Annotated in this window: 21 protein-coding genes, 1 other RNA gene and 1 pseudogene; 11 read left to right on the top strand and 12 right to left on the bottom strand. The window is 74.5% G+C overall.

Annotation, left to right across the window (positions count from 1 at the left end; genetic code table 11):
• Window positions 1–16 precede the first annotated feature (16 nt).
• The 3 genes from efeO to efeU are packed head-to-tail and all read left to right on the top strand — an operon-like array spanning window position 17 to window position 3,357.
• Window positions 17–1,168, top strand: coding sequence for an iron uptake system protein EfeO (gene efeO / locus ACZ501_RS02380; protein ID WP_468791872.1), 1,152 nt, complete (start codon window positions 17–19; stop codon window positions 1,166–1,168).
• Window positions 1,169–1,199: 31 nt separating this feature from the next.
• Window positions 1,200–2,462 carry an iron uptake transporter deferrochelatase/peroxidase subunit gene (efeB, locus tag ACZ501_RS02385; protein WP_361607326.1) on the top strand — a complete coding sequence of 421 codons (1,263 nt, stop codon included), beginning with the start codon at window positions 1,200–1,202 and terminating at the stop codon, window positions 2,460–2,462.
• A 22-nt stretch (window positions 2,463–2,484) separates the two neighbouring features.
• Window positions 2,485–3,357: an iron uptake transporter permease EfeU gene (efeU, locus tag ACZ501_RS02390; protein WP_361607329.1), complete on the top strand. Its 873-nt coding sequence runs from the start codon at window positions 2,485–2,487 to the stop codon at window positions 3,355–3,357.
• Window positions 3,358–3,429: 72 nt separating this feature from the next.
• On the opposite strand, the gene ACZ501_RS02395 is transcribed toward efeU, so the two are convergent.
• Window positions 3,430–4,293 carry a PhzF family phenazine biosynthesis protein gene (locus ACZ501_RS02395; RefSeq protein WP_468791875.1) on the bottom strand — a complete coding sequence of 288 codons (864 nt, stop codon included), beginning with the start codon at window positions 4,291–4,293 and terminating at the stop codon, window positions 3,430–3,432.
• A 28-nt stretch (window positions 4,294–4,321) separates the two neighbouring features.
• The gene (locus tag ACZ501_RS02400; RefSeq protein ID WP_361607335.1) at window positions 4,322–5,083 is read right to left on the bottom strand and encodes an SDR family oxidoreductase; all 762 of its coding nucleotides are present in this window, start codon (window positions 5,081–5,083) and stop codon (window positions 4,322–4,324) included.
• 108 nt (window positions 5,084–5,191) lie between these two features.
• On the opposite strand from ACZ501_RS02400, the gene ACZ501_RS02405 reads away from it, so the two are divergent.
• Entirely contained in the window at window positions 5,192–6,610 is a 1,419-nt protein-coding gene (locus tag ACZ501_RS02405) for a multidrug effflux MFS transporter (RefSeq protein ID WP_468791878.1), read from the top strand.
• A 9-nt stretch (window positions 6,611–6,619) separates the two neighbouring features.
• Window positions 6,620–7,627 carry a small ribosomal subunit Rsm22 family protein gene (locus tag ACZ501_RS02410; RefSeq protein ID WP_361607341.1) on the top strand — a complete coding sequence of 336 codons (1,008 nt, stop codon included), beginning with the start codon at window positions 6,620–6,622 and terminating at the stop codon, window positions 7,625–7,627.
• Window positions 7,628–7,645: 18 nt separating this feature from the next.
• Here ACZ501_RS02410 and ddaH read toward each other — a convergent pair whose 3' ends face one another.
• On the bottom strand, window positions 7,646–8,485 hold the full coding sequence (gene ddaH, locus ACZ501_RS02415) for a dimethylargininase (RefSeq protein WP_361609061.1): 840 nt from the start codon (window positions 8,483–8,485) through the stop codon (window positions 7,646–7,648).
• Window positions 8,486–8,611: 126 nt separating this feature from the next.
• On the opposite strand from ddaH, the gene ACZ501_RS02420 reads away from it, so the two are divergent.
• Together ACZ501_RS02420 and ACZ501_RS02425 are read left to right on the top strand one after the other, a co-directional pair.
• Complete coding sequence (locus ACZ501_RS02420) at window positions 8,612–9,238, top strand: TetR/AcrR family transcriptional regulator (protein WP_468791880.1); 627 nt, start codon at window positions 8,612–8,614, stop codon at window positions 9,236–9,238.
• A 149-nt stretch (window positions 9,239–9,387) separates the two neighbouring features.
• On the top strand, window positions 9,388–10,137 hold the full coding sequence (locus tag ACZ501_RS02425; RefSeq protein WP_361609057.1) for a bifunctional DNA primase/polymerase: 750 nt from the start codon (window positions 9,388–9,390) through the stop codon (window positions 10,135–10,137).
• A gap of 234 nt (window positions 10,138–10,371) precedes the next feature.
• Here the strand turns inward: ACZ501_RS02425 and yaaA are convergent, their stop codons facing one another.
• Window positions 10,372–11,172 carry a peroxide stress protein YaaA gene (gene yaaA, locus ACZ501_RS02430; protein WP_468791883.1) on the bottom strand — a complete coding sequence of 267 codons (801 nt, stop codon included), beginning with the start codon at window positions 11,170–11,172 and terminating at the stop codon, window positions 10,372–10,374.
• 116 nt (window positions 11,173–11,288) lie between these two features.
• On the opposite strand from yaaA, the gene ACZ501_RS02435 reads away from it, so the two are divergent.
• Entirely contained in the window at window positions 11,289–12,731 is a 1,443-nt protein-coding gene (locus ACZ501_RS02435) for an RNB domain-containing ribonuclease (protein ID WP_468791886.1), read from the top strand.
• A gap of 471 nt (window positions 12,732–13,202) precedes the next feature.
• A complete protein-coding gene (locus ACZ501_RS02440) occupies window positions 13,203–13,919 on the top strand; it encodes an AraC family transcriptional regulator (protein WP_468791889.1) in 717 nt (238 codons plus the stop codon).
• 113 nt (window positions 13,920–14,032) lie between these two features.
• On the opposite strand, the gene ACZ501_RS02445 is transcribed toward ACZ501_RS02440, so the two are convergent.
• Together ACZ501_RS02445 and ACZ501_RS02450 are read right to left on the bottom strand one after the other, a co-directional pair.
• A complete protein-coding gene (locus ACZ501_RS02445) occupies window positions 14,033–14,842 on the bottom strand; it encodes a hypothetical protein (protein WP_468791892.1) in 810 nt (269 codons plus the stop codon).
• Entirely contained in the window at window positions 14,839–15,573 is a 735-nt protein-coding gene (locus ACZ501_RS02450; protein ID WP_361609047.1) for a MerR family transcriptional regulator, read from the bottom strand. Before ACZ501_RS02450 ends, ACZ501_RS02445 begins: the two co-directional genes overlap by 4 nt.
• A 77-nt stretch (window positions 15,574–15,650) precedes the next feature.
• On the opposite strand from ACZ501_RS02450, the gene rnpB reads away from it, so the two are divergent.
• An RNA gene (gene rnpB / locus ACZ501_RS02455) (RNase P RNA component class A) lies at window positions 15,651–16,053 on the top strand.
• A 54-nt stretch (window positions 16,054–16,107) separates the two neighbouring features.
• Here rnpB and ACZ501_RS02460 read toward each other — a convergent pair.
• The 3 genes and pseudogenes from ACZ501_RS02460 to ACZ501_RS02470 form a co-directional block, all read right to left on the bottom strand.
• Window positions 16,108–16,239, bottom strand: a pseudogene (locus ACZ501_RS02460) (DUF6087 family protein); the annotation flags it as partial.
• A 165-nt stretch (window positions 16,240–16,404) separates the two neighbouring features.
• Window positions 16,405–16,596 carry a DUF8108 domain-containing protein gene (locus tag ACZ501_RS02465; RefSeq protein ID WP_361609045.1) on the bottom strand — a complete coding sequence of 64 codons (192 nt, stop codon included), beginning with the start codon at window positions 16,594–16,596 and terminating at the stop codon, window positions 16,405–16,407.
• 171 nt (window positions 16,597–16,767) lie between these two features.
• Complete coding sequence (locus ACZ501_RS02470) at window positions 16,768–17,502, bottom strand: hypothetical protein (protein ID WP_361609043.1); 735 nt, start codon at window positions 17,500–17,502, stop codon at window positions 16,768–16,770.
• A gap of 187 nt (window positions 17,503–17,689) precedes the next feature.
• Between ACZ501_RS02470 and ACZ501_RS02475 the strand changes: the two genes are divergently transcribed.
• Window positions 17,690–19,690 carry a serine/threonine-protein kinase gene (locus ACZ501_RS02475; RefSeq protein ID WP_468791895.1) on the top strand — a complete coding sequence of 667 codons (2,001 nt, stop codon included), beginning with the start codon at window positions 17,690–17,692 and terminating at the stop codon, window positions 19,688–19,690.
• A gap of 62 nt (window positions 19,691–19,752) precedes the next feature.
• On the opposite strand, the gene ACZ501_RS02480 is transcribed toward ACZ501_RS02475, so the two are convergent.
• The 3 genes from ACZ501_RS02480 to ACZ501_RS02490 are packed head-to-tail and all read right to left on the bottom strand — an operon-like array spanning window position 19,753 to window position 22,756.
• Window positions 19,753–21,156: a bifunctional RNase H/acid phosphatase gene (locus ACZ501_RS02480; RefSeq protein WP_468791898.1), complete on the bottom strand. Its 1,404-nt coding sequence runs from the start codon at window positions 21,154–21,156 to the stop codon at window positions 19,753–19,755.
• Complete coding sequence (locus ACZ501_RS02485; RefSeq protein ID WP_468792655.1) at window positions 21,156–21,899, bottom strand: zinc ribbon domain-containing protein; 744 nt, start codon at window positions 21,897–21,899, stop codon at window positions 21,156–21,158. Before ACZ501_RS02485 ends, ACZ501_RS02480 begins: the two co-directional genes overlap by 1 nt.
• The gene (locus ACZ501_RS02490; RefSeq protein ID WP_361604928.1) at window positions 21,896–22,756 is read right to left on the bottom strand and encodes a Nif3-like dinuclear metal center hexameric protein; all 861 of its coding nucleotides are present in this window, start codon (window positions 22,754–22,756) and stop codon (window positions 21,896–21,898) included. Before ACZ501_RS02490 ends, ACZ501_RS02485 begins: the two co-directional genes overlap by 4 nt.
• Between the last annotated feature and the right edge of the window lie 140 nt (window positions 22,757–22,896).

Genomic DNA, 22,896 nt, shown 5'->3' on the forward strand with positions numbered 1-22,896 from the left:
CCCGCCAGGAGCCCACATGCGCCCCGCCCGCCTCACCGTCCTCACCGCCGCAGCAGCGGCGGCCGCGCTCACCGCAGTGACCGGATGCGCGGAGAAGAGCGACAAGGGCGGCTCCGGCGCGATCCACGTGAACGCGACCGACAGCGCCTGCGAGGTCTCCCAGACGGAGTTCCCGGCCGGCAAGGTCACCATCGAGGTCGAGAACAAGGGCTCCAAGGTCACCGAGCTGTACGTGCTCTTCCCGGACGACCGGATCGTCGCCGAGCGCGAGAACATCGGCCCCGGCACCAAGGCCACCATCACCGCCGAGATCAAGGCGGGCGACTACGCCTTCGTCTGCAAGCCCGGCATGAAGGGCGACGGCATCCGCACGAAGACCAAGGCGACCGGCAAGGGCGGGACCGAGAAGCGCAGCCCCGAGCTGGACGCCGCCGTCGCCGCGTACCGCAAGTACGTCCAGGAGCAGGCCGACGAGACCCTCCCGAAGGCCCGGGCCTTCGCCGACGCCGTCAAGGCCGGCGACCTGGAGGCCGCGAAGAAGGCCTACGCGCCCTCCCGCATCGGCTGGGAGCGCACCGAGCCCGTCGCCGAGTCCTTCGGCGACATCGACCCGAAGGTCGACGTCCGCGAGGACGGCCTGGAGGCCGGCCAGGACCCGGCGAAGGACTGGACCGGCTGGCACCGCCTGGAGAAGTCCCTCTTCCAGGACGGAAAGATCGGCGACGACGAGAAGAAGCTCGCCGACACCCTGATCACCGACCTGACCGAATGGCAGAAGAAGGTCGGCCAGGCGGAGATCACCCCCACCTCCATGGCCAACGGCGCCAAGGAGCTGCTCGACGAGGTCGCCACGGGCAAGGTGACCGGCGAGGAAGAGCGCTACAGCCACACCGACCTGGTCGACTTCAAGGCCAACGTCGAGGGTGCCGAGAAGTCCTACGAGCTCCTCAAGACGGTCACCGCGAAGAACGACCTCGAGCTGGCCAAGCAGCTCGACACCCAGTTCGCCGCGCTGAACACCCTGCTCGACAAGTACCGCGCCGACAAGAACGGCTACGAGTTCACCTCGTACGACAAGGTCGGCGAGGCCGAGCGCAAGGAGCTGTCGGACGGTGTGAGCGCCCTGGGCGAGCCGCTCTCCAAGCTGGCCGCCGCGGTCGTCAAGTAGTCCACAGCCAGGCAGAGGCGGGAGATCCACCATGACCGACCAGGTGTCGGAAGAGACCACGGGCGCCGCGGGCGCGCCCTCGCGCCGCTCCGTACTCGGCTGGGGCGGGGCGGGCCTCGCGGTCGGCGCGGCCGCGGCCGGCGGTGCCGTCGCCGCGTTCGGCAGCGGCTCCGACATCTCCCCGGCGGGCTCCGCCGGGGCGGCCGTGCCCTTCCACGGCGAGCACCAGGCCGGTATCGCCAGCGCCGTCCAGGACCGGCTGCACTTCGCGGCCTTCGACGTGAAGACGAAGAGCCGCGACGAACTGGTCAAGCTCCTCAAGGACTGGACGGCGGCGGCCCGGCTGATGACGGCCGGGCACCCGGTCGGCGACGTGTACGAGGGCGCGCCCGAGGCCCCGCCCACCGACACGGGCGAGGCCCTCGGCCTCAAGCCCTCCCGCCTCACCCTGACCATCGGCTTCGGCCCCGGCCTGTTCGCCAAGGACCGCTTCGGGCTGGAGGGCAAGCGCCCCGAGGCCCTGGTGGACCTGGAGCTCTTCCCCGGCGACAACCTGGACCAGGCCCGCTCCGGCGGCGACCTGTGCGTGCAGGCCTGCGCCGACGACCCGCAGGTCGCGGTGCACGCCATCCGCCAGCTCGCCCGCATCGGCTTCGGCAAGACCGTGGTGCGCTGGTCGCAGCTCGGCTTCGGCAAGACCTCGTCCACGACCCCCGACGAGCAGACCCCGCGCAACATGATGGGCTTCAAGGACGGCACCCGGAACATCTCGGGCACCGACACCGCCGCCCTGGACAAGCACGTGTGGGTCGGCGCCGGCGACGGCAGCGACTGGCTGACCGGCGGCTCGTACCTGGTCGCCCGGCGCATCCGGATGAACATCGAGATCTGGGACCGCACCCCCCTGCAGGAGCAGGAGGACATCTTCGGCCGCGACAAGGGCGAGGGCGCCCCGGTGGGCAAGTCCAAGGAGCGCGACGAGCCGTTCCTGAAGGCGATGAAGCCGGAGGCGCACGTGCGCCTCGCGCACCCCGACAGCAACAACGGGGCGATGATCCTGCGCCGCGGCTACTCCTTCACCGACGGCACCGACGGCCTGGGCCGGCTCGACGCGGGCCTGTTCTTCCTGGCCTACCAGCGCGACGTCCGCAAGGGCTTCATCCCGATCCAGCGGCAGCTGGCGAAGTCGGACGTCCTGAACGAATACATCCAGCACGTGGGTTCGGCCGTCTTCGCCGTCCCGCCGGGCGTCCGCGACAAGGACGACTGGTGGGGCCGGACGCTGTTCGCGTAGTCCCCGCCGGAGAGGAAACGCCGTGTTCGGCAACTATCTGATCGGCCTGCGCGAGGGGCTGGAGGCCAGCCTGGTCGTCTGCATCCTCGTCGCGTACCTGGTCAAGACCGGCAACCGGGCCGCTCTGCGTCCGGTGTGGCTCGGCATCGGGATCGCCTGCGGCATCTCGCTCGCCTTCGGCGCACTGCTCGAGTTCGGCACGCAGGAGCTCACCTTCGAGGCGCAGGAGCTGCTCGGCGGCAGCCTCTCGATCATCTCGGTGGGCCTGGTGACGTGGATGGTCTTCTGGATGAAGCGCACCGCGCGGCACCTGAAGGCCGAGCTGCACGGCAAGCTGGACTCGGCGCTCGCCATGGGCACCGGCGCGCTGGTCGCCACCGCCTTCCTGGCGGTGGGCCGCGAGGGCCTGGAGACGGCGCTGTTCGTGTGGGCGTCGGTACGGGCGAGCGGCGAGGGCTCCTCGGCCCCGCTGATCGGCGTCCTGCTGGGCATCGCGACCGCCATCGTCCTGGGCTGGCTTTTCTACCGGGGCGCACTGAAGATCAACCTGGCGAAGTTCTTCCAGTGGACCGGCGGGATGCTGGTGATCGTGGCCGCGGGCGTCCTCGCGTACGGCGTCCACGACCTCCAGGAGGCCCGCTTCCTGGGCGGCCTGCGCGACCGGGCCTTCGACATCAGCGGGGTGATCGCACCGGACAGCTGGTACGGCGTCCTGCTGAAGGGCGTCTTCAACTTCCAGCCGGACCCGACGGTGCTCCAGCTGACGGTGTGGAGCCTGTACCTGGCGGTGGTCCTGGCCCTCTTCCTGCTCCCGGCCCGCTCCGGCCGCTCCTCGGCCTCCCCGGCCGCGACCGCGGCTCCGGCGGCGTCGGCGAGCGGCCCCGCCCGGGACTGACCCGTACGCACACCCGACGGCCCGGCCGCCTTCCCCCGCGGAAGGCGGCCGGGCCGTTCGTGCGAGCTCCCGTCAGGGGATCCGGACGGCCGCGCCGCCGACCCGTACGCGGGGGTCGGCCGCGTGGAGGGTCACGGTCAGGGTGCCGGGGCGGCCCATGTCCTCGCCCTGGTGGAGGGTGAGCTCCGCCTGCTCGGGCACCAGGCCGAGCTCGCGGGCGTACGCGCCGAAGGCGGCCGCGGCGGCTCCCGTGGCGGGGTCCTCCACGACGCCGCCGACCGGGAAGGGGTCGCGTACGTGGAACTCGGCCGGGCCCGACCGGTACACCAGCTGGACGGTGGTCAGGTCCAGGCGCCGCATCAGCGCCTCCAGCCGGGGGAAGTCGTACGCGAGGTCCGCGAGCCGGGCGCGGGTGGCGGCGCCGAGCACCAGGTGGCGGGCTCCGGCGAAGGCGATCCGCGGCGGGAAGGCCGGGTCCAGGTCGGCCCGCGGCCAGTCGAGGGCGGCCAGCGCCTCCGCCAGGTCGGCCGCGGCGATCTCCTCGGTGTGGGGGGCGACGCTGGTCAGGGTCGCCCGCAGCCGGCCCTCCTCGGCGGTGACGGTGACCGGGACGGTTCCGGCCGGGGTGGCGAAGAGCAGGTCCCCGGGCCCGATGCGCTCGGCCAGCGCCACGGCGGTGGCGACGGTGGCGTGCCCGCAGAACGGCACCTCCGCCTTCGGGCTGAAGTACCGCACCGTGAACGCCCGGCCGGGCTCGCCGCCGAACCCCTCCGGCGGGGCGGTCAGGAAGGCCGTCTCGCTGTAGCCGAGCCGGGCCGCGATCCCCAGCATGGCGGCCTCGTCCAGGCCGGCGGCGTCGAGGACGATCCCGGCCGGGTTGCCGCCTTCCGGGTCCTCGGAGAAGGCCGTGTAGCGCAGTGTCTCGGTATCGGTCATGCGGCCATGATCCGTCATCGGGGTCCGGTCAGCCGCGCCCGATGTACGGCATCGCGGTGGCCATGACCGTCGCGAACTGGACGTTGGCCTCCAGCGGGAGCTCCGCCATGTGCAGCACGGTGCGGGCCACGTCGGCGGCGTCCATCACCGGCTCCACCGCCAGCTGTCCGTTGGCCTGGAGGATGCCGGTCTGCATGCGCTCGGTCATCTCGGTCGCCGCGTTGCCGATGTCGATCTGCCCGCACGCGATCCGGTACGGGCGCCCGTCCAGCGACAGGGACTTGGTCAGGCCGGTCATGGCGTGCTTGGTCGCGGTGTAGGCGATGGAGTTCGGGCGCGGCACGTGGGCGGAGATGGAGCCGTTGTTGATGATCCGGCCGCCCTGCGGGTCCTGCTCCTTCATCATCCGGAACGCCGCCTGCGCGCACAGGAACGAGCCGGTCAGGTTGACGTCCACCACCTGTCGCCAGGCCTCGTACGCGATGTCCTCCAGCGGGACGCCCCCGGGGCCGAAGGTGCCGGCGTTGTTGAAGAGCAGGTCGAGGCGCCCGTACCGCTCCCGCACCGCCGCGAACAGCGCGGCCACGTCCTGCGGGTCGCTCACGTCGGCCCGTACGGGCAGCACGTCCGCGCCCGCTCCGGCCGCCGCGGCCGTCTCCTCCAGGGGCTCGGTGCGGCGCCCGGCCACGGCGACCGACCAGCCGGCGCCGGCCAGGGCCAGGGCCACGGAGCGGCCGATCCCGGAACCGGCTCCGGTCACTACGGCGATCTTCTTCACGGGTGCGCTCATGGGGCCGCAGAGTACGTCACAGCGGACATCCGGCCCGGGACGTTCCGACAGCTGAGAGCATGGGTCGGTCAGGGGTGCATAAAGCAGATCAAAAGACTGGAGTTCCGCATGTCGGAGAGTGGCCCTTCGACGGCCTCCTCACCGGGACCGTCGCCCGAGCCGTCGTCCCCGAAGTCCCCCGCCGACCCCGCCACCCGCGCCCCCCTGGCCGCGGCGCGCCGCACCGGGCTGCTGGTCACCTTCGTCCTGGGCGGCCTCACCGCGCTCCCCCCGCTGTCCATGGACATGTACCTGCCGGCCCTGCCGGAGGTCACCGCCGCCCTGAGCAGCCCCGCCGCGACCGTGCAGCTCACCCTCACGTCCTGCCTCGCCGGCATGGCGCTGGGCCAGCTGGTCATCGGCCCGATGAGCGACAAGTGGGGACGCCGCAGGCCCCTGCTGACCGGCATGGCCGTCTACGTCCTCGCCACCGCGATCTGCGCCCTCGCCCCGAGCGCCGAGCTGCTCATCGCTTTCCGGCTGCTCCAGGGCCTGGCCGGGGCGGCCGCCATCGTGATCGCGCGGGCCGTCGTCCGCGACCTGTACGAGGGGGTGGAGATGGCCCGCTTCTTCTCCACCCTGATGCTGATATCCGGCACCGCCCCGATCATCGCCCCGCTCATCGGCGGCCAGGTGCTCCGCTTCGCCGACTGGCGCGGGGTCTTCCTCGTCCTCACCGCCGTCGGCCTCGCCCTCACCCTCCTGGTGTGGCGCAGCCTCGGCGAGACGCTGCCGCCCGGACGCCGCCAGACCGGCGGGGTGGGTGCCGCGCTGCGGACCATGCGCGGACTGCTCGGCGACCGGGTCTTCGCCGGCTACACCCTGGCGGGCGGCTTCGCCTTCGCGGTGCTCTTCTCGTACATCTCCGCCTCGCCCTTCGTCGTGCAGGAGATCTACGGAGCCTCCCCGCAGGCCTTCAGCCTGCTGTTCGGCCTGAACTCCGTCGGGCTGATCGCGGTCGGCCAGGTCAACGGCAAGCTGCTGGTGGGCCGGGTCAGCCTGGACAAGGCGCTGGCCGCCGGGCTCGCGGTCATCACCGCCGCCTCCGTCGCGCTGCTGCTCATGTCGGCCGGGGTGTTCGGAGAGGCCGGGCTGGTTCCGGTCGCCGCCGCGCTGTTCGTGCTGATGTCGGCGATGGGCCTGGTGCTGCCCAACACCAACGCGCAGGCCCTGATGCGCACCCCGCACGCCGCCGGGTCGGCGTCCGCGCTGCTGGGCACCTCCTCGTTCCTGGTCGGGGCGGTCGCCTCGCCGCTGGTCGGCATCGCGGGCGAGGACACGGCGGTGCCGATGGCGCTGGTCCAGCTGAGCTGCTCGCTGCTGGCGGTGGCCTGCTTCCTCGGGCTGTGCCGGCCCTGGCGCGCACGGGAGGCCATGGCCGCGCCGGGAGCACCGGACGCGGCGGAAGCCTCGGCTGCGGCGGAAGCACCGGCGGGCCCGCCCGCGTCGTCCGGACCGCCCGCGTCCGGCGCGCCCGGGGCGCCGTAAACTTCGGAGGTGAACGCCGCCCCCGCCCCCACCACCGCCGACACCCTCCGCAGCGCCCTCGCCGGGCTGCTCGACGGGCTCCCGCCGAAGCAGGCTACGGCCGCCGTCGAGCGCCTGATCGCCAGCTACCGGGGAACCACCCCCACCGACGCTCCCGTGCTGCGCGACCGCTCCGACGTCGCGGCGTACGCGGCGTACCGGATGCCGGCCACCTTCGAAGCCGTACGCTCCGCCCTGGACGGGCTGGCCACGGCCGCCCCCGACTGGGCGCCGGGCTCGCACGTGGACGTGGGCGGCGGGACGGGGGCCGCGACCTGGGCGGTGGACGCCACCTGGGACGGGCCCCGCGAGACGACGGTGCTGGACTGGGCGGAGCCGGCCCTGGCGCTCGGCAAGGAGCTGGCGGGGCGCTCGTCCTCCGGGGTGCTGCGCGCGGCCGAGTGGCGCAGGGCCGTCATCGGCAGCGGGATCAGCCTGCCCGAGGCGGACCTGGTGACGGTGTCGTACGTGCTCGGCGAGCTGACCGCGCAGGCCCGCCTGGCGGTCGTCGCCGAGGCGGCCCGCGCGGGCCGGGCGGTGGTGCTGATCGAGCCGGGCACCCCCGAGGGGTACCTGCGCATCCGCGAGGCCCGCGAGCAGCTGATCGCGGCCGGGATGACGGTGGCGGCGCCCTGCCCGCACGACGGGACCTGCCCCATCGAGGTCGGGCAGGACTGGTGCCACTTCTCGGCACGGGTCAGCCGCTCCTCCCTGCACCGGCAGGTCAAGGGCGGGTCGCTGCCGTACGAGGACGAGAAGTTCAGCTACGTCGCGGCGACCCGCTTCCCCGTCGCACCGGTCCCCTCCCGGATCACGCGCAGGCCGCAGATCCGGAAGGGGCTCGTCCTGCTGGACCTGTGCGGTCCGCGGGAGGCGGGCCTGTCCCGGGCCACCGTCACCAAGCGCCACGGCGACCTCTACAAGGCGGCCCGGGACGTCGAGTGGGGCGAGCAGTGGCCGCCCGCCGACCCCCGCTGAGCCCCAGGGGGTGTCCCCCTAGGGCCGCAGCTCCTGGGTGCAGCACTTCACGCTGCCGCCGCCCTTGAGCAGTTCGCCCAGGTCCATCGGCACCGGCTCGAACCCCCGGTCGCGCAGCGGTGCCAGCAGCCCCGTCGCGGCCTGCGGGAGCAGCACGTGCCGCCCGTCGGAGACCGAGTTCAGGCCGAAGGCCGCCGCGTCGGCCGCCTCCACCAGCAGGGCGTCCGGGAACAGCCTGCGCAGGACGGCCTGGCTGCCGTGGGAGAACGCCGGCGGGTGGTACATGATCTCGTCGCCGTCGAGGACGCAGAGCGCCGTGTCCAGGTGGTAGTAGCGCGGGTCCACCAGGTCGAGGCCGATGACGGGGCGGCCGAAGAACTCCTGCGCCTCGTCGTGGGAGAGCGGGCTGGAGCGGAAGCCGCGGCCGGCCAGGATGTAGGTGGCGGTGACCGCGAAGTCGCCCTCGCCCTCGTTGACGTGGGAGGGCTCGTGGACGTCCGCGAAGCCGTGCGCGCGGAACCAGTCGAGGTGGATCTCCGCCTCCGCCGCGCGTTCGGGATAGGCGAAGCGGGCGCCGAGCACCCGGCCGTCCACGACGAGGGCCCCGTTCGCGGCGAAGACCATGTCGGGCAGGCCGGGATCGGGGTCGAGGGTCTCGACGGTGTGGCCGAGGGAGAGGTAGCGGTCCCTCAGGTCTTCCCACTGGGCGAGTGCGAGGGGCAGGTCCACCGGTTTCGCGGGGTCCATCCACGGGTTGATGGAGTACGTGACCTTGAAGTGTGCGGGTGGGCACATCAGGTAGCGCCGGGGTGTGGCGTCTCTGCGCAAAGAAGGCTCCTCACGACTGACTGCGGACACGTGGTGTGGTGCGTGTGCCGAGAGAATCGTCCCTCCTCCGAGGTGGCCGCGCAGTGAACTGATCGGGTGGTTTACCACAACGGCTGAAAGACGATACGTCTCGGACCGGCTTGGTACGTTGGACCGGTGAACAAGTCCCCCGACGCCACCCGCCGCAGCGACCGCTCCCGGCGGGCCATCCTCGACGCCGCGCTCGCACTGGTCGGCGAGGTCGGCTACAACAAGCTGACCATCGAGGCCATCGCGGCCCGCGCGGGAGTCGGCAAGCAGACCATCTACCGCTGGTGGCCCTCGAAGGCCGCCGTGCTGCTGGACGCCTCACTGGCGCTGGCCGGGGAGGCGGGCACGGACGGCGGCTGGAGCGGCTTCCCGGACACCGGGGACCTCGCGGCGGACCTGAAGGCCGTCCTGCGCGCCACGGCCGACGAGTTCGGCGACGCCCGGTACGAGGCGCCCGCGCGCGCCCTGACCGCCGCCGGGGCGGCCGACCCGGAGCTGGGGGCCCGCTTCACCGAGAAGCTGCTGGAACCCCAGCTCGCGCTGTACGAGACGCGGTTGCGCGCCGCCCAGCAGGCCGGTCAGCTCCCGGCGGACACCGACCTACGACTGGTGGTGGAGATGCTGGTGGGCCCGCTGACGTACCGGTGGCTCATGCGGACCGCGCCGCTGACGCACGCGTACGCGGACGCGCTGGTGGACGCGGTGCTGGGCGGCGTGGGATACGTCACCGCGGGGCGGCCGACGGGCCGGTGACAGCAGCATGGCCGGGAACCATATGGCCGGATGATGCGGTTATGTGGGGAACTCGGTCGAGGAGTCCGATCGGGGGGTGCGGTCACCCGGTGCTCCCGATGGTGGGACCATGGAACGGTCTGCCGGGGCAACGGTGAGGTAGGGGATAGATGGGGTCTGGATCCGGCCGCGTCAAACGCGGCGAGCAGAGCAGGATCGCGCAGTGGCTGCGCCGCCGCTCGAAACCCGCCCCGGAGGACCCCGGCAAGGAGCGCGAAGCCCTCCTGATCGCCGTCGCCGCCGCGGGCCTGCCGGTCGCCCCGGCCGCCCACCCCGCCGGCTACCGGTGTTCGTGCGACCGCATCGGCTGTCCCACCCCCGCCCGGCACCCCGTCTCCTTCGCCTGGCAGACCCAGTCGACCACCGACCGCGCGCAGATCGAGCGCTGGGCCCGCACCCAGCCCCAGGCCAACTTCATCACCGCGACCGGCATGGTGCACGACGTCCTGGACGTCCCCCTGGAGGCCGGGCGCAGCGCGCTGGAGCGCCTGCTGGCCGCCGGCATCGAGGTCGGCCCCGTCGCCGAGTCCGGCGGGACGGGCGACCAGGCCCGGATGCTCTTCTTCACGGCGACCCGCGGGACGCCGGAGGACGAGGACGAGTGGTGGCCCTGCGAACTGGACTGCCACCCCGAGACGATGGACGAACACCCCGGCCTGCGCTGGCACTGCCGCGGCAGCTACGTCCTGCTCCCCCCGGCGGCCCTCCCGGGCGACCACGCGGTGAGCTGGCTGCGCGACGTGCGCCACCCGCTGCCGGACCCGCTGACGCTCCTGGAGACCCTCACGGACGCCTGCGCCCAGTACGCGGGTGCGGCGGACCAGACCCCGGCAGCAGTGGCCTGGCCCCTGGGCCGGTAACCGCCCCGCCTTCCCCCGGGTGCGCCCGGACCCTTCCTCGGGGCGGAGCTCGGTATGCCGGCCTCGCCGGCGTTCGAGGCGCGGGGTCACGGGCGGAGCCCCTGGGAACGGTGGAAGGGCGGGGAGGGGCAAGCCCCGCGCAGCGGCACAGCCACCCGCACCCGGCCCACCGGCCCCGCCCCGCATCCGACGGTCGCAGGCCGTCGCAGCGGCGCGTCACGAAGGAGAAGGGGCTCAGTGGATGTGGGAGACCACGACGTCCAGGGACCACGCCTTGGCCGGCTTCGCCGGCGCCTCGGCCTCCACCACGTACCCCAGGTCCCGCAGCGCCGTCACCAGCTCCGCCGGCGACGCCGGCACGGCGCCGGTCAGCAGCAGGTCGCGTACCAGGCGGCCCTTGGTGGCCTTGTTGAAGTGGCTCACCACCGACCGCTTCTCCACGCCGTCCACGATCTGCGCGTGCAGCACCCGCACCGTCGCCGTCCGCCCCGCGAGCTCGCCCTTCGGCTTCCACGCGGCCGCGTAGGCCGCCGAGCGCAGGTCGAGCACCAGCCCGTCCCCCGCCGCCCCGGGCATCACCTCCGCCATCGGCGTACGCCAGTAAGCGCCCAGCGCACCCAGCCCGGGCAGCTTGACGCCCATCGAGCACCGGTAGGAGGGGATCCGGTCCGTCACCCGCACCGCGCCCCACAGCCCCGAGAACACCAGCAGCGTCCGCTCGGCCAGCTTCCGCGCGGGCGCCGGCAGCCCCGCCAGGTCGAGGGCGTCGTAGAGCACCCCGGTGTAGACCTCCCCGGCCGGGCGGGCGGGCGCCGACCGCAGTGCGGCGTTCTTCGCGACCTCCCCGCGCAGGCCCTCGCTGAGCCCGAGCACCTCGCGCGCCTTCAGCTCGTCCCCCGCGCACAGCTCGACGAGCTCCTCCAGTACGGCCGCCCGCGCGCCGGCCAGCCCCGGCAGCGACAGGGACGCCGGATCGAGCGGTGCGCCGGAGCCGCCGGCGGCCTTTCCCTCGGAGGGCGGCAGCAGCACGAGCACGGTGGTTCTCCTTCATACGACGCGGCGCAGGGGGTGCGGCCCCCGAGCCAGGGTAGACGGCCCGCCCCCGGGTCCGGGCCCGCGCGGATCCGCCGGGCAGGGCCTAGGCTCGGTCCATGCCACGCCGTCACATGCACATGGCCGGAGCGGACGGGGCGGTCCTGCGCGCCGCGCTGGGCGACCTGCGGATCCGCCTCGGCGTGCCCGCGGCCTTCCCGGCCGAGGTCCTCGCCGAGGCCGAGCGGGCGGCCGCCGCTCCCCGGATGCCGTCCGAGGACATGACCGGCCTCCCCTTCTTCACCGTCGACCCGCCGTCCTCCGTGGACCTCGACCAGGCCATGCACCTGGTGAAACGATCCACCGGCGGCTACCGCGTCTACTACGCCATCGCCGACGTCGCCGCCTTCGTCGACCCCGGCGGCGCGCTCGACGCCGAAGCCCACCGCCGGGTGACCACCCTCTACTTCCCCGACGGGAAGGTCCCGCTGCATCCGCCGGTGCTCTCCGAGGGCGCGGCCAGCCTGCTGCCCGAGCGGACCCGTCCGGCCCTCGTGTGGCGGCTGGACCTGGACGCCGAGGGCCGGGTCGAGACCACCGACGTCCGCCGGGCCCTGGTGCGCAGCCGGGCCAGGCTCGATTACGCCGGCGTCCAGAGGGCCGTCGACACGGGCACCGCCGAGCCCTCCGTGGCCCTGCTGAATGAGATCGGGACCCTGCGCGAGGCCCTGGAGGCGGAGCGCGGCGGCATCTCCCTGAACGTGCCCGAGCAGGAGGTCGTCGCGCGGGACGGCTCGTACAGCCTGGCCTACCGGGTCCCGCTCCCGGCGGACGGCTGGAACGCCCAGATCTCCCTGATGACCGGCATGGCGGCGGCCGACCTGATGCTCGCCGCCGGCACCGGCATCCTGCGCACCCTGCCCGCCGCCCCCGACGGCGCGGTCGGGCGGCTGCGGCGCGCGGCGAAGGCCCTGCGGATCGAGTGGCCGCACCACGTCCCGTACGCGGCGCTCGTACGCTCCCTGGACCCGCGCGTCCCCGCGCACGCCGCGTTCCTCCAGGAGTGCACCACCCTGCTGCGCGGCGCCGGGTACACGGCGTTCACCGGCGGCCGGACCCCGGACCCGGCCCTGCACGCGGCGGTGGCGGCCCCGTACGCGCACTGCACCGCCCCGCTGCGGCGGCTCGTCGACCGCTACGCCGGCGAGCTGTGCCTGGCGGCGGTGGCGGGGGCGGAGCCGCCGGCGTGGGCGGCCGAGGCGTTGGAGGCGCTGCCGCAGGAGATGGCGCAGGGCAGCCGGCTGGCCAACGCGGTCGAGCGGGAATGCGTGGACCTGGTGGAGGCGGCCCTGCTCAAGGACCGCGTCGGGGAGACCTTCGAGGCGACGGTCATCGACGTCAAGGAACACGAACCTCTGGTCGGGACCGTCCACCTGGAGGACCCCGCGGTGGTGGGCCGGGTCGAGTCCGGGCACGCCGGCCTGCCGCTCGGCGACCGCATCCGGGTGCGCCTCACCCACGCCGACCCGGGCACGGCGAAGGTCCTCTTCGCCCCCGTGTAGGCCAGGTGCGGCGCCGGCGCGGCGGGCGCGGCGCGGCGCGGCGTTGCGCGGCGTTGCGCGGCGTTGCGCGGCGTTGCGCGGCGTTGCGCGGCGTTGCGCGGCGTTGCGCGGCGTTGCGCGGCGTTGCGCGGCGTTGCGCTGGAGCGCGACGGGGGCCGGCGGGGTGCTCCGGGCGGTGCGTCCGGGTATGGCCTGCGCCGCGGGGGGTCTGCCATCATCTGCGCACCCGGCGGTGTCCCCCGCCGCGCGAGCGCCTCGGGAGGGAGCGGAGTTGGCTGCCGTCGACCTGCCCGGCGGACCCCGCCCCGCCGGGGCCCCGGCCGGCGCCGCGCGCCGGCCCGCCGCCGTGCTGCGTCCGCACGTCCTCGGCTACACCGGCTTCCACACCCGCTTCCCCGCCCCCCCCGGCGGCGCCTGGAGCTGCCCACCGGCTTCGTCACCCTCGTCTTCACCTTCGACGAGGGCCTGTGGGTGAGCCGCGGCGGCCAGGCCGCCTCCGCCCGGCTGCGGCCCGCCGCCGCCCCGCGTGGCCTGGTCGCCGGCCCCGGCACGGTCCCCGTGATCGGGGTGCACGCGGGCGCGGTGCACGGGCTGGAGGTCAACATGAGCCCGCTCGGCGCGTACCGGCTGTTCGGCGTCCCGATGGCCCATCTCGGGGAGAGCCTGGTGGACCTCGCCGAGGTGTTCGGGCCCGGCGGCCGGCAGCTGGCCGAGCGGCTCCAGGCCCTGGACGGCTGGGGCGCCCGCTTCGACCTGCTCGACTCCGTCCTCGCCGCCCGCCTGGACCGGGGTCCGGCGGCCGCCCCCGAGGTGCGCGGCGCGCTCGCCCGGCTGTGGGCCGACAGCGGGCCGGGCGCCCTGGCCCGCGCCGGCGCCGAGGCCGGCTGGAGCGCGCGCCGCCTGCGGGCCCGGTTCCGCGAGGAGGTGGGGCTGCCGCCCAAGGCCGTGGCCCGGCTGTTCCGGCTCCAGCACGCGCTGCGCCGGCTCGCGGCCGGTTCGGCGCCGGCGGAGGTGGCGGCCGCCTGCGGCTACCACGACCAGGCGCACCTGGGCCGGGAGGTGAAGGCCATGACGGGGCTGCCGCCCGCGCGGTTCGCGGTGCTCCGCGGGGGCCTGCCGCCGGGCTCGGCGCTGGACCGGGTGCCGGGCCGCATCACGAGCGTGCTGCTGCCGCCCCCGCGGGCCTGACCCCCCGCGGGGGTTGGGGGCCGTTTTGTACAAGACAGGTCCCGGCCGGCTTGCCACGCTCGGCGTACGACTCCGCCTCCCCCCGGAGGGTCCCCACGCAGTGCGGCAGCCCGTCACGGGGGTGCGGGTTGCCGCAGTGCGCTCACCAGCGCGCGGGGGTCGTCGGCGTGGAAGCGGACGGTACGGGCCCGGCCGCGGGCCCCGAGCGGCCGGCGGAAGTCCAGCGGGCGGTTCAGCTCCAGCGTGACCGTCGTCTGGCCGCCGACGATCAGGTCGAGCACCCCGTCACCGGAGAGGGTGACGAGCCGCCCCTCGGGGAAGCGGTGCTCCACCCGCGCGGAAACCAACGCGTCCGGTGGGACGGTGAGGTCGAACAGGGCCCCGTAGCGGATCCTCAGCGACCCGTCGGCCCGCAGCACGTGCGGGCGGGTGACGCAGGCGGCGTGCAGGGCGAGCACCATCACCACCCCGTACACGTCGAGGACGAGCACCACGCGGTGCACGGCGGGCCAGGGGACCAGCACGGCCAGCCCGACGGTCTCGACCACCGCCACGAAGAGCAGTCCGTACATCATGGCCGTCTGCGGCCCGGTGTACGGAGCCGCACGGTCGCCCGCGCCCACGCCGTGCTCGCGGCGCAGCGCCCACCGCCCGAGGGAGCCGACGGCCCGCACCTCGTGCAGCAGCAGCTGCCGCACCGGGACCGGGACCGCGGCCCGCACGGTCTCGCGCCAGGACCGGGTCCGCGCGTACAGCCGGCCCAGCACCCAGCCCTCCAGCAGCAGCACCCCGAGCACGGCCGCCTCGGCGGCCGCGAGCGCCCACCCGGGCACGCGCACCCCGGCGACGAGGCAGAGTACGAGGACCAGCTCGCCCGGTATCACCACCGCGGCCGCCGTCCGGGCGGCGCGGAGGCCCGTCATCTCCGCCCCCTTTCCACGAAGGCCCGCATGACCAGGCGTACGACCTCGGCCTGCGCCGGCGGGTACTCGGCGAGCAGCGCCTCCCCCAGCCCGGCCACGACGGGCCCGTCGGACGGGATCGCGTCGAAGACGGCGTCGGGCACGGCCGCCACCATCTCCGCGGCGAGCGGGGCGATGCGGGGATCGCCGGCGGGGGCCTCGGCCAGCTCGTCCAACCGCTCGTACAGCGCGAGCACGGCCGGGTCCGAGGCGAGCGGTCCGAGCAGGGCGTAGAGCTCCTCGCCGCCGGCGCCGGATGCGTCGAGCAGGGTGAGGTGCTCGCGGTCCTTGGCGGCGGCCGGGGAGCCGGTGGGCGGGACCTCGGCCAGCAGCGCGGCGAGCGCCGGCGAGAGGGGCTCCCCCTCCCCCGGCCCGGCGGCGAGCAGCACCGCGAGCCGCCTGCGGCGCCCGGCCAGTTCGGCCTCCTGCCGCGCGAGGTCGGCGTCCAGCTCGGCCAGGACCTCGCCGAGCTCCCGCCCGGCGTCGTCCGCGAGGACGTCCCGCACCTCGTCGAGGCCCAGACCCAGCTCGGTGAGCCGGCGCACCCGGGCCAGCAGCACGGCGTCGCGGACGGTGTAGGCCCGGTATCCGTTGGGGCGCCGCTCCGGCTCCGGGAGCAGCCCGACATGGTGGTAGTGCCGGATCGCCCGGGTGGTGACCCCGACGAGCGCGGCGATCTCTCCGATCCGCATGCCCCTCAGTAGAAACCCTGCCGCTGCGTCAAGGTCAAGCCGCCACGGACAGCCGGTAGCATGGTCGGCACGACAGACGAGTCGGCCGGGCGGCCGCGTCGGGATCCCCGGATCCCGCCGAGGAACGTCCGGGCTCCACAGGGCAGGGTGGTGGGTAACGCCCACCCGGGGTGACCCGCGGGACAGTGCCACAGAAAACAGACCGCCGGGGGCTTCGGCCCTCGGTAAGGGTGAAACGGTGGTGTAAGAGACCACCAGCGCCTGAGGTGACTCAGGCGGCTAGGTAAACCCCACCTGGAGCAAGGTCAAGAGGATCCGTCCCCGGACGGGTCTGCGCGAACGCTTGAGGGCTGCCCGCCCGATGTTCGCGGGTAGACCGCACGAGGCCGGCGGCAACGCCGGTCCTAGATGGATGGCCGTCTCCCCGGCGACCGCGAGGTCTCCGGGCGACAGAACCCGGCGTACAGGCCGACTCGTCTGTCCCCCCGCTTTGGCCGTAGTCGGAGTGGGGCCCCTCTTCCCCGCACTGGGGGGTCAGGGCTTCCGGTGGCGGCCGGGCGCCTTCTTCGGCACGGGCTGTGCGGGCTGCTGCGGCTGTGGGGCGGGGGCCGGGTACATCCACGCGCGTGCCGCCGCACAGTTCTCCACGGTCGTGAGCGGCTGCCATGCGTAGCCGTCCGAGGAGACCTCCGGGAGGGTGCCGTGTCGAAGGGCGCCACGCTATCGGCGATGCCCTCGGGGCGGGAGGCGTACAGGCGATGTCCACGATCCGGCCGCAACACATCGAGCCCCTCCCCGTGCGCCCGGGAGGGGGCTCGATGTGCATCTGCCTCAGAGGCCGTGTCGGCGGTTCCAGGAGCTGACGTTCATCGCGTAGATGATGTTGCCGATTCCGCCGGTGAACACGAGCAGGAGAAGGTGCACGCCGATGGACTGACGGCGGTGGGGAGGGCGCCACCCGTAGCCGCCTGCTGCGGCCGACGCCGCGGAGGAGGCGGAGTTGTTGATGATGATGGGTGGCATGCCCGGCTGCTGATACTGCTGATACGGCTGGTTCTGAGGCTGGTACGGGTTCGGCGGGTGGGCCACGGAATGCCTTCCTGAAGCAAGTCGGTTCAGGAAGGCATAACGGACGGCAGGCGGACGCAGACACGACGAAGCCGCGGCCGGCCACTCGATGGCGGGGCCGGGTGGTCAGTTCACCGGGGCCGTGTACGTCTTGCCGATGAAGCCGTTCCGGAAGGTGACCGTCTTCGCGGCGATCTTGCCTTTGACCGTGATGGTGCCGGTGGCCTTCTCGCCCTTGGCGAGCTTGACGGTGTCGATCTGGTCCTCGGCCGCCGCCAGTTCGATCTGCCTGCGCGTGCCGTCCTCGCCCGTCACCTCGAAGTAGAAGACGTTGACGTCGACCTGCTTGGCGGCGTTGTTGACGATGGTCACCTGCACGGAGGTGTAGTCGCCGCTCTGGGCCAGGACGCTGGGCTTGAAGGCCGTGGGCGAGGCGGTCAGCGTCACGTCGGCGTTCTTGTCGGCCGTCCCGGCCGGCGCCTCGGAGTTCCCGGGCGCGGGCTGCATCGGTGCCGCGTTGGGGGCCGAGGGGGCGCCGCTGGGAACCGTGATCGGGGTGTCCTTCTTGGCGCTGCTCTTGGAGGCGCCGGTGAACACCGCGCCGCAGGCGAAGAGGACCAGCGACAGGAGGACGATGCCGCCGCAGCCGAAGCCGATGATCTTGCCGGCGTTGCTCTTCTGCGGGGGCGGCGGCGGGGCCGGGTAGCCGTAGGGCGGCGGGGGCTGCTGCCCGTAGGGCGGCGGCGGGGGCTGCTGCCCGTAGGGCGGCGGCGGGGGCTGCTGCCCGTAGGGCGGCTGTCCGTAAGGCGGCTGCTGGCCGTAGGGCGGCTGCGGCTGCTGGCCGGGGTGAGGGGTGGTCATGGGGACTCCTCCGCTGGGTGGTTGCCGTCTGGCTCAGGGCCGGATGCCGAACACCCTCGGGAGGAGCGCCACGAACTCGGAACATGAGCGGTGCCCAGCTTAAATAAAATGTCAAAGGGTGCCATAGGGAGTCCCAAAAATGAGACGGTCGCTTCCGAATCAGCCGCGCTGACAGAGAGAAGCCCCCTTGAGAAGCACCGCCCCCGGCGGGCGGGTTCACCCCGCCCACCCCGGCGACCCGAAGAGGATCGGCCCCTACCGGATCATCGGGCGCCTCGGCAGCGGCGGCATGGGCACCGTCCACGCCGCCCTCGACCCCCGGGGAACGCGGGTCGCGATCAAGGCCGTTCACCCGGCACAGGCCCAGGATCCGGAGTTCCGGGCCCGGTTCCGCCGCGAGGTGGCCCTGTCCGCCCGGGTCCAGGGCCCCTGCCTGGTGCCCGTGCTGGCGGCCGACACCGAGGCCGAACGCCCTTGGCTCGCGGCGGAGTACGTGCCCGGCCCGACCCTGGACCGGCACCTCGCCGCCCACGGCCCGCTCACCGGCGGGAGCCTGTACGCCTTCGCCGCCGGCACCGCCCAGGCGCTCGCGGCCATCCACCGCGCGGGCGTGGTCCACCGGGACGTGAAACCGCAGAACGTCATCCTGAGCCCGGCCGGCCCCCGGATGCTGGACTTCGGCATCGCCCACGCCGCCGACGGCACGTCCGTGACCCGGACCGGCGTCATGACCGGCACGCCGGGCTGGATCAGCCCCGAGCACTACCGCTCCGGCACGACCGGCCCGGCCGGGGACCTCTTCGCCTGGGGCGCCCTCGTCGCCCACGCCGCCACCGGCCGCCTCCCCTTCGGCACCGGCGCCCCCGACGTGGTCGCGTTCCGCGTCATGTCGGGGGACCCCGACCTCGACGGACTGCCCGCCGCGCTCCGCGAGGTGGTGGAAGGGGCCCTCGCCAAGGCCCCCGAGGCCCGGCCGACCGCCGAGCGGGCCGCCGCCCGCTGCGCGGACCTGCTCGCCGCGGAGGCCACCCAGCTGCTCGCCGCCGGCCTCGCGCCCACCCTGGCCGGCGACCCGATCGCCGCCCAGTGGCACCTGCCCGCCGTCGACGACCCCGCGTGGCCGGCCCCGCCCGCCCCCGGCCGGGGGCGCCTGCTGCTCGCCGTCACCGTGGGCGCGGCCGTCCTCGGCGGGGCCGTCGGCGGGCTCCTCTCGCTGCCGGCCGCCCACCGCGACGACGGCCGGGCGGCCGGGGCCCCGGCCCTCGCCACCCCGGGGAACGCGTCCCGCACCACCGGCACCCCGTCCGCCCCCGGCCCCACCGCCGACGCCAAGGGCACGCCGGCGGACGGCGGGCCGACCCTCGCCACCTGGCGCCAGGCCCGCCCGGCGCAGACGCCCGCCGAGCACGACGCCCACCCGTCCATCGGAACGGGCCCCTGGCTCGACACCGGCGACCATCCCGACCAGGCGTTCGCCCTGACCTTCCACCAGCCCCGGGGCGAGGTGTACGTCACCTCCGGCGGCCGGGCGCTCGACGGGGGTTCGCTGCGCGAGGTCGCCAGGGCCGCGTGCCTGGGACTGCGCCACCTCCGCAGCGCCTACCCGGACCTCCCGTACGGCACCTTCGTGATCGTCGACACCGGGCGGGCGGGCGGCCCGGGCATCGCGTGGTCGGACGACTTCCGTACCAACACCACCTGTTCCGCCTCCCTCACCGACCGGAGCACCGACCGGAGCACTGCCGGGGACACCTCCGGAGACACCGCCGCGGGCAGCCGGCGGGTGGGGCAGGCCGCCGACTGGTACCCGGCCCCGGGCGGGCTGGCCGTCGCGAAGATCCCCTCCAGCGACGCCGACGAGATCCGCGTGGCCGACCGGACCGCCACGTCGGTCATCGACGAGTGGAACAGCGGCGCCGTCGGCGGCCGGCTCGGCCACGAGAACCTGGCCGTCGGCTTCGACCCGGCCGGCCGGGTCATGTACGTCTGGGCGGTCAAGCCCCAGTGGGACCGGGCCACCCGCGAGAACTGGGCGCTCAAGGCCGCGCGGCGGGCCTGCGCGGACCTCACCTCCGAGTCCGCGAGGTCGGCCGGATGGTCCTACACGCGGTACGCGGTCTTCGCCGAAGACGGCTCCGGAGGCGGCGAGTTCCTGCGCTGGGGCACCGCCGGCAGCTGCGGCGACTGACCGCGCGCGAAGGCCCCCGCCCGGGGACGGGCGGGGGCCTTCGGGTGCTCGCGGCGCGGCCGTCAGCGCAGGTGCGAGGTGTCGTTCAGGAGGCGGACGGAGGCGTTCCCGTCGGCGTAGTACGCCACCGCCGAGAGGGAGGCCGCGGACAGCTCCATCCGGAACAGCGACTCCGGCGGGGCGCCCAGGGCGAGGCGGACCAGCGTCTTGACCGGCGTCACGTGCGTGACCAGCAGGACGGTACGGCCCGCGTGCGCGGCCAGCAGCCGGTCACGGGCCGCCGAGACCCGGCGGGTGACGGCGGTGAAGCTCTCGCCGCCGCCCGTGGGGGCCGCCCTCGGGGAGTCCAGCCACGCCTGGAGGTCGTCCGGGAAGCGTTCCCGTACCTCGGCGAAGGTCAGCCCCTCCCACGCCCCGAAGTCCGTCTCGCGCAGGCCCTCTTCGAGCGCCACCGGCAGCCCGAGGCGGTCGGCGACGGCCTGCGCGGTCTCCCGGCAGCGGCGCAGCGGCGAGCTGACGACGGCCGATACGGTGCCCCGCGCGGCCAGCGCCTCCGCGACGGCGGCCGCCTGGCGCCGGCCGGCCGGGGACAGCTCCGGGTCGGTGCCGCCGCTGCCGGAGAAGCGCTTCTGCGGGGTCAGGGCGGTCTCGCCGTGGCGCAGCAGCACGAAGGTGGCGGGGGTGCCCATGTCGGGCCCGCCCCACCCGGTGCCGGTGCCGGCCGCGGCCGGGACCCCTTGGACCGCGGGGCCGGAGACCGGGACGGCCGTGCCGGACGCGGGAGCCGGGACGCGGACCGCGGCCGGTGCCGGTGCGAGGGCCTCGGCTTCGCCGAAGAGCGCCGCCGCCTCGGTGGCGGCCGCACTCCGGGCGGCCCGGACGTCGGCGTCGGCCGCGCGGGATTCCGCCACACCGCCGGAGGCGGCGGCCGCGCGGGTGCCCGCGGCACCGCCGGAGGCGAGAGCCGCGCGGACCGCCGCGGCACCCTTCGCCGCGTCGCCGGGCGGACCGGCGGGGGCCAGGTCGGCGGTGGAGGCGGACGGCTCCCACTGCTTGCCGCGCTTGCCCGCGTCCATCGCCTCGTTGGCGAGCCGGTCGGCGTGCTTGTTCTTCTCGCGCGGGATCCACTCGTACGTGACCTGGCCGCGCGGGAGGATCGTCGCCGCCTCCGCGGCGAGCGGCTTCATGTCCGGGTGCTTGATCTTCCAGCGGCCCGACATCTGCTCCACGACGAGCTTGGAGTCCATCCGGACGCGGACCACCGCGTCCGGCGCCAGCTCGCGCGCCGCCCTCAGACCCGCGATCAGGCCCTTGTACTCGGCGACGTTGTTCGTCGCGACGCCGATGAACTCGGCGCGCTCCGCCAGGGTCTCACCGGTGGCCGCGTCGAGGACGACCGCCCCGTAGCCGGCGGGGCCCGGGTTGCCCCGGGAGCCGCCGTCCGCCTCCACGACGAAACGCGGCATCAGATGCCCGAGTCCGCCGCACGGACCAGGATGCGGCCGCAGTTGTCGTGCCGGACGACCTGGTTGGCGGCCGCGGCCTTGATCTCGTTGATCTCGGCCATGTCGAGCTCCAGCCGGCAGCCCTCGCAGCGGCGCTGGTAGAGGCGCGCGGCGCCGACCCCGCCCTGCTTGACGCGGATCTTCTCGTACAGGGCCATCAGGTCGGACGGCATGGAGGCGACGATGACCTCGCGGTCCTTCGTGATCTTCGCGGTCTCGGTGTCGAGTTCACCGGCGGCGGCGTCGCGGCGCGCGGTCGCGTCCGTCAGCTTGGCCTCCAGCGCGGCGACGCGCGCGGTGATCTCGGTGACCCGCTCCTGGGCGCCCTCCAGGCGCTCCATGACCTCCAGGACGACGTCCTCCAGGTCGGCCTGCCGCTTGGCGAGCGAGGCGACCTCGCTCTGCAGGTTCGCCAGGTCCTTGGCCGAGATGCCCGCGCCGGACTCCAGGCGCTGCTGGTCCCGGGCCGCGCGCTGGCGGACCTGGTCGACGTCCTGCTCCGCCTTGGTCTGCTCCCGGGCGGCGTCGCTGGCCTGCGTCTGGGCGGCGACGAGGAGGTCGCGCTGCTGGCTGAGGTCCTTGGTCAGGGAGTCGACCTCGGCGTGCTCCGGCAGCGACTTGCGCTTGTGGGCGAGCTGAGACAGCCGGACGTCCAGGGCCTGGACGTCGAGAAGTCGGATCTGGTCGGCGGGCTCGGCGTTCAGTTGGGGGCTCCAGAGGCACTAGAAGGGGGTGTGGCGGACGGCGCGTGCGCCGTCCAGGGGTCGGTGACCGTGCGCGAGACGTGGGTCCGCAGACCCCAGCCGTGGCGCTCGGAAACGGCGTCGAGCTCGGCCGCGGCCTGCTCGCACCAGGGCCACTCGGTGGCCCAGTGGGCGGCGTCGACGAGGGCGAGCGGGCTCTGCTCGCGGGCCTCGGACACCGGGTGGTGGCGCAGGTCGGCGGTGAGGAAGGCGTCCACGCCGGCGGCGCGCACCTGCGCGAAGAGGCTGTCGCCGGAGCCGCCGCTGACGGCGACGGTGCGGATCAGCGCGTCCGGGTCGCCGGCGGCGCGGATGCCCTGCGCGGTGCGCGGCAGCCGGGCGGCGGCGCGGGCGGCGAACTCGCGCAGGGTCTCGGGGTGGTCCAGCTCGCAGATCCGGCCGAGGCCGCGGCGGCCCGCCGGGTCGGTGGGGTCGGGCACGAGGGGCCCGGTGACGCGGAGGTCGAGGGCGCCCGCGAGGGCGTCGGACACGCCGGGGTCGGCGGTGTCGGCGTTGGTGTGGGCGACGTGGAGGGCGATGCCGTTCCTGATCAGGGTGTGCACGACACGGCCCTTGAAGGTGTCCGCGGCGACGGTGGTGGTGCCGCGGAGGTAGAGGGGGTGGTGGGTGACGACCAGGTCGGCGCCGAGCTTCACCGCCTCGTCGACGATCTCCTGTACGGGGTCCACGGCGAACAGCACCCGGGTGACCTCGGCATCGGGGTCGCCGCAGACGGTGCCGACGGCGTCCCACTCCTCGGCCCGCGAGGGGGGCCAGAGAGCGTCCAGCGCGGCGATGACTTCAGAGAGACGGGGCACGGGGCAAGGCTACCGTCCGTGGCGCGCGGTGGTCCCCTGGCCGGGGCGGCAGCACAAGCGCATCCCCCGCCACAGGGGAATCGTCGGGTGGCCACCCGTACGTGTGAAGCGGGCTGGGTCGTGCTGTTCGGCTGGAAGTG

The sequence above is a fragment of the Streptomyces sp. NPDC034085 genome, from assembly GCF_055575555.1.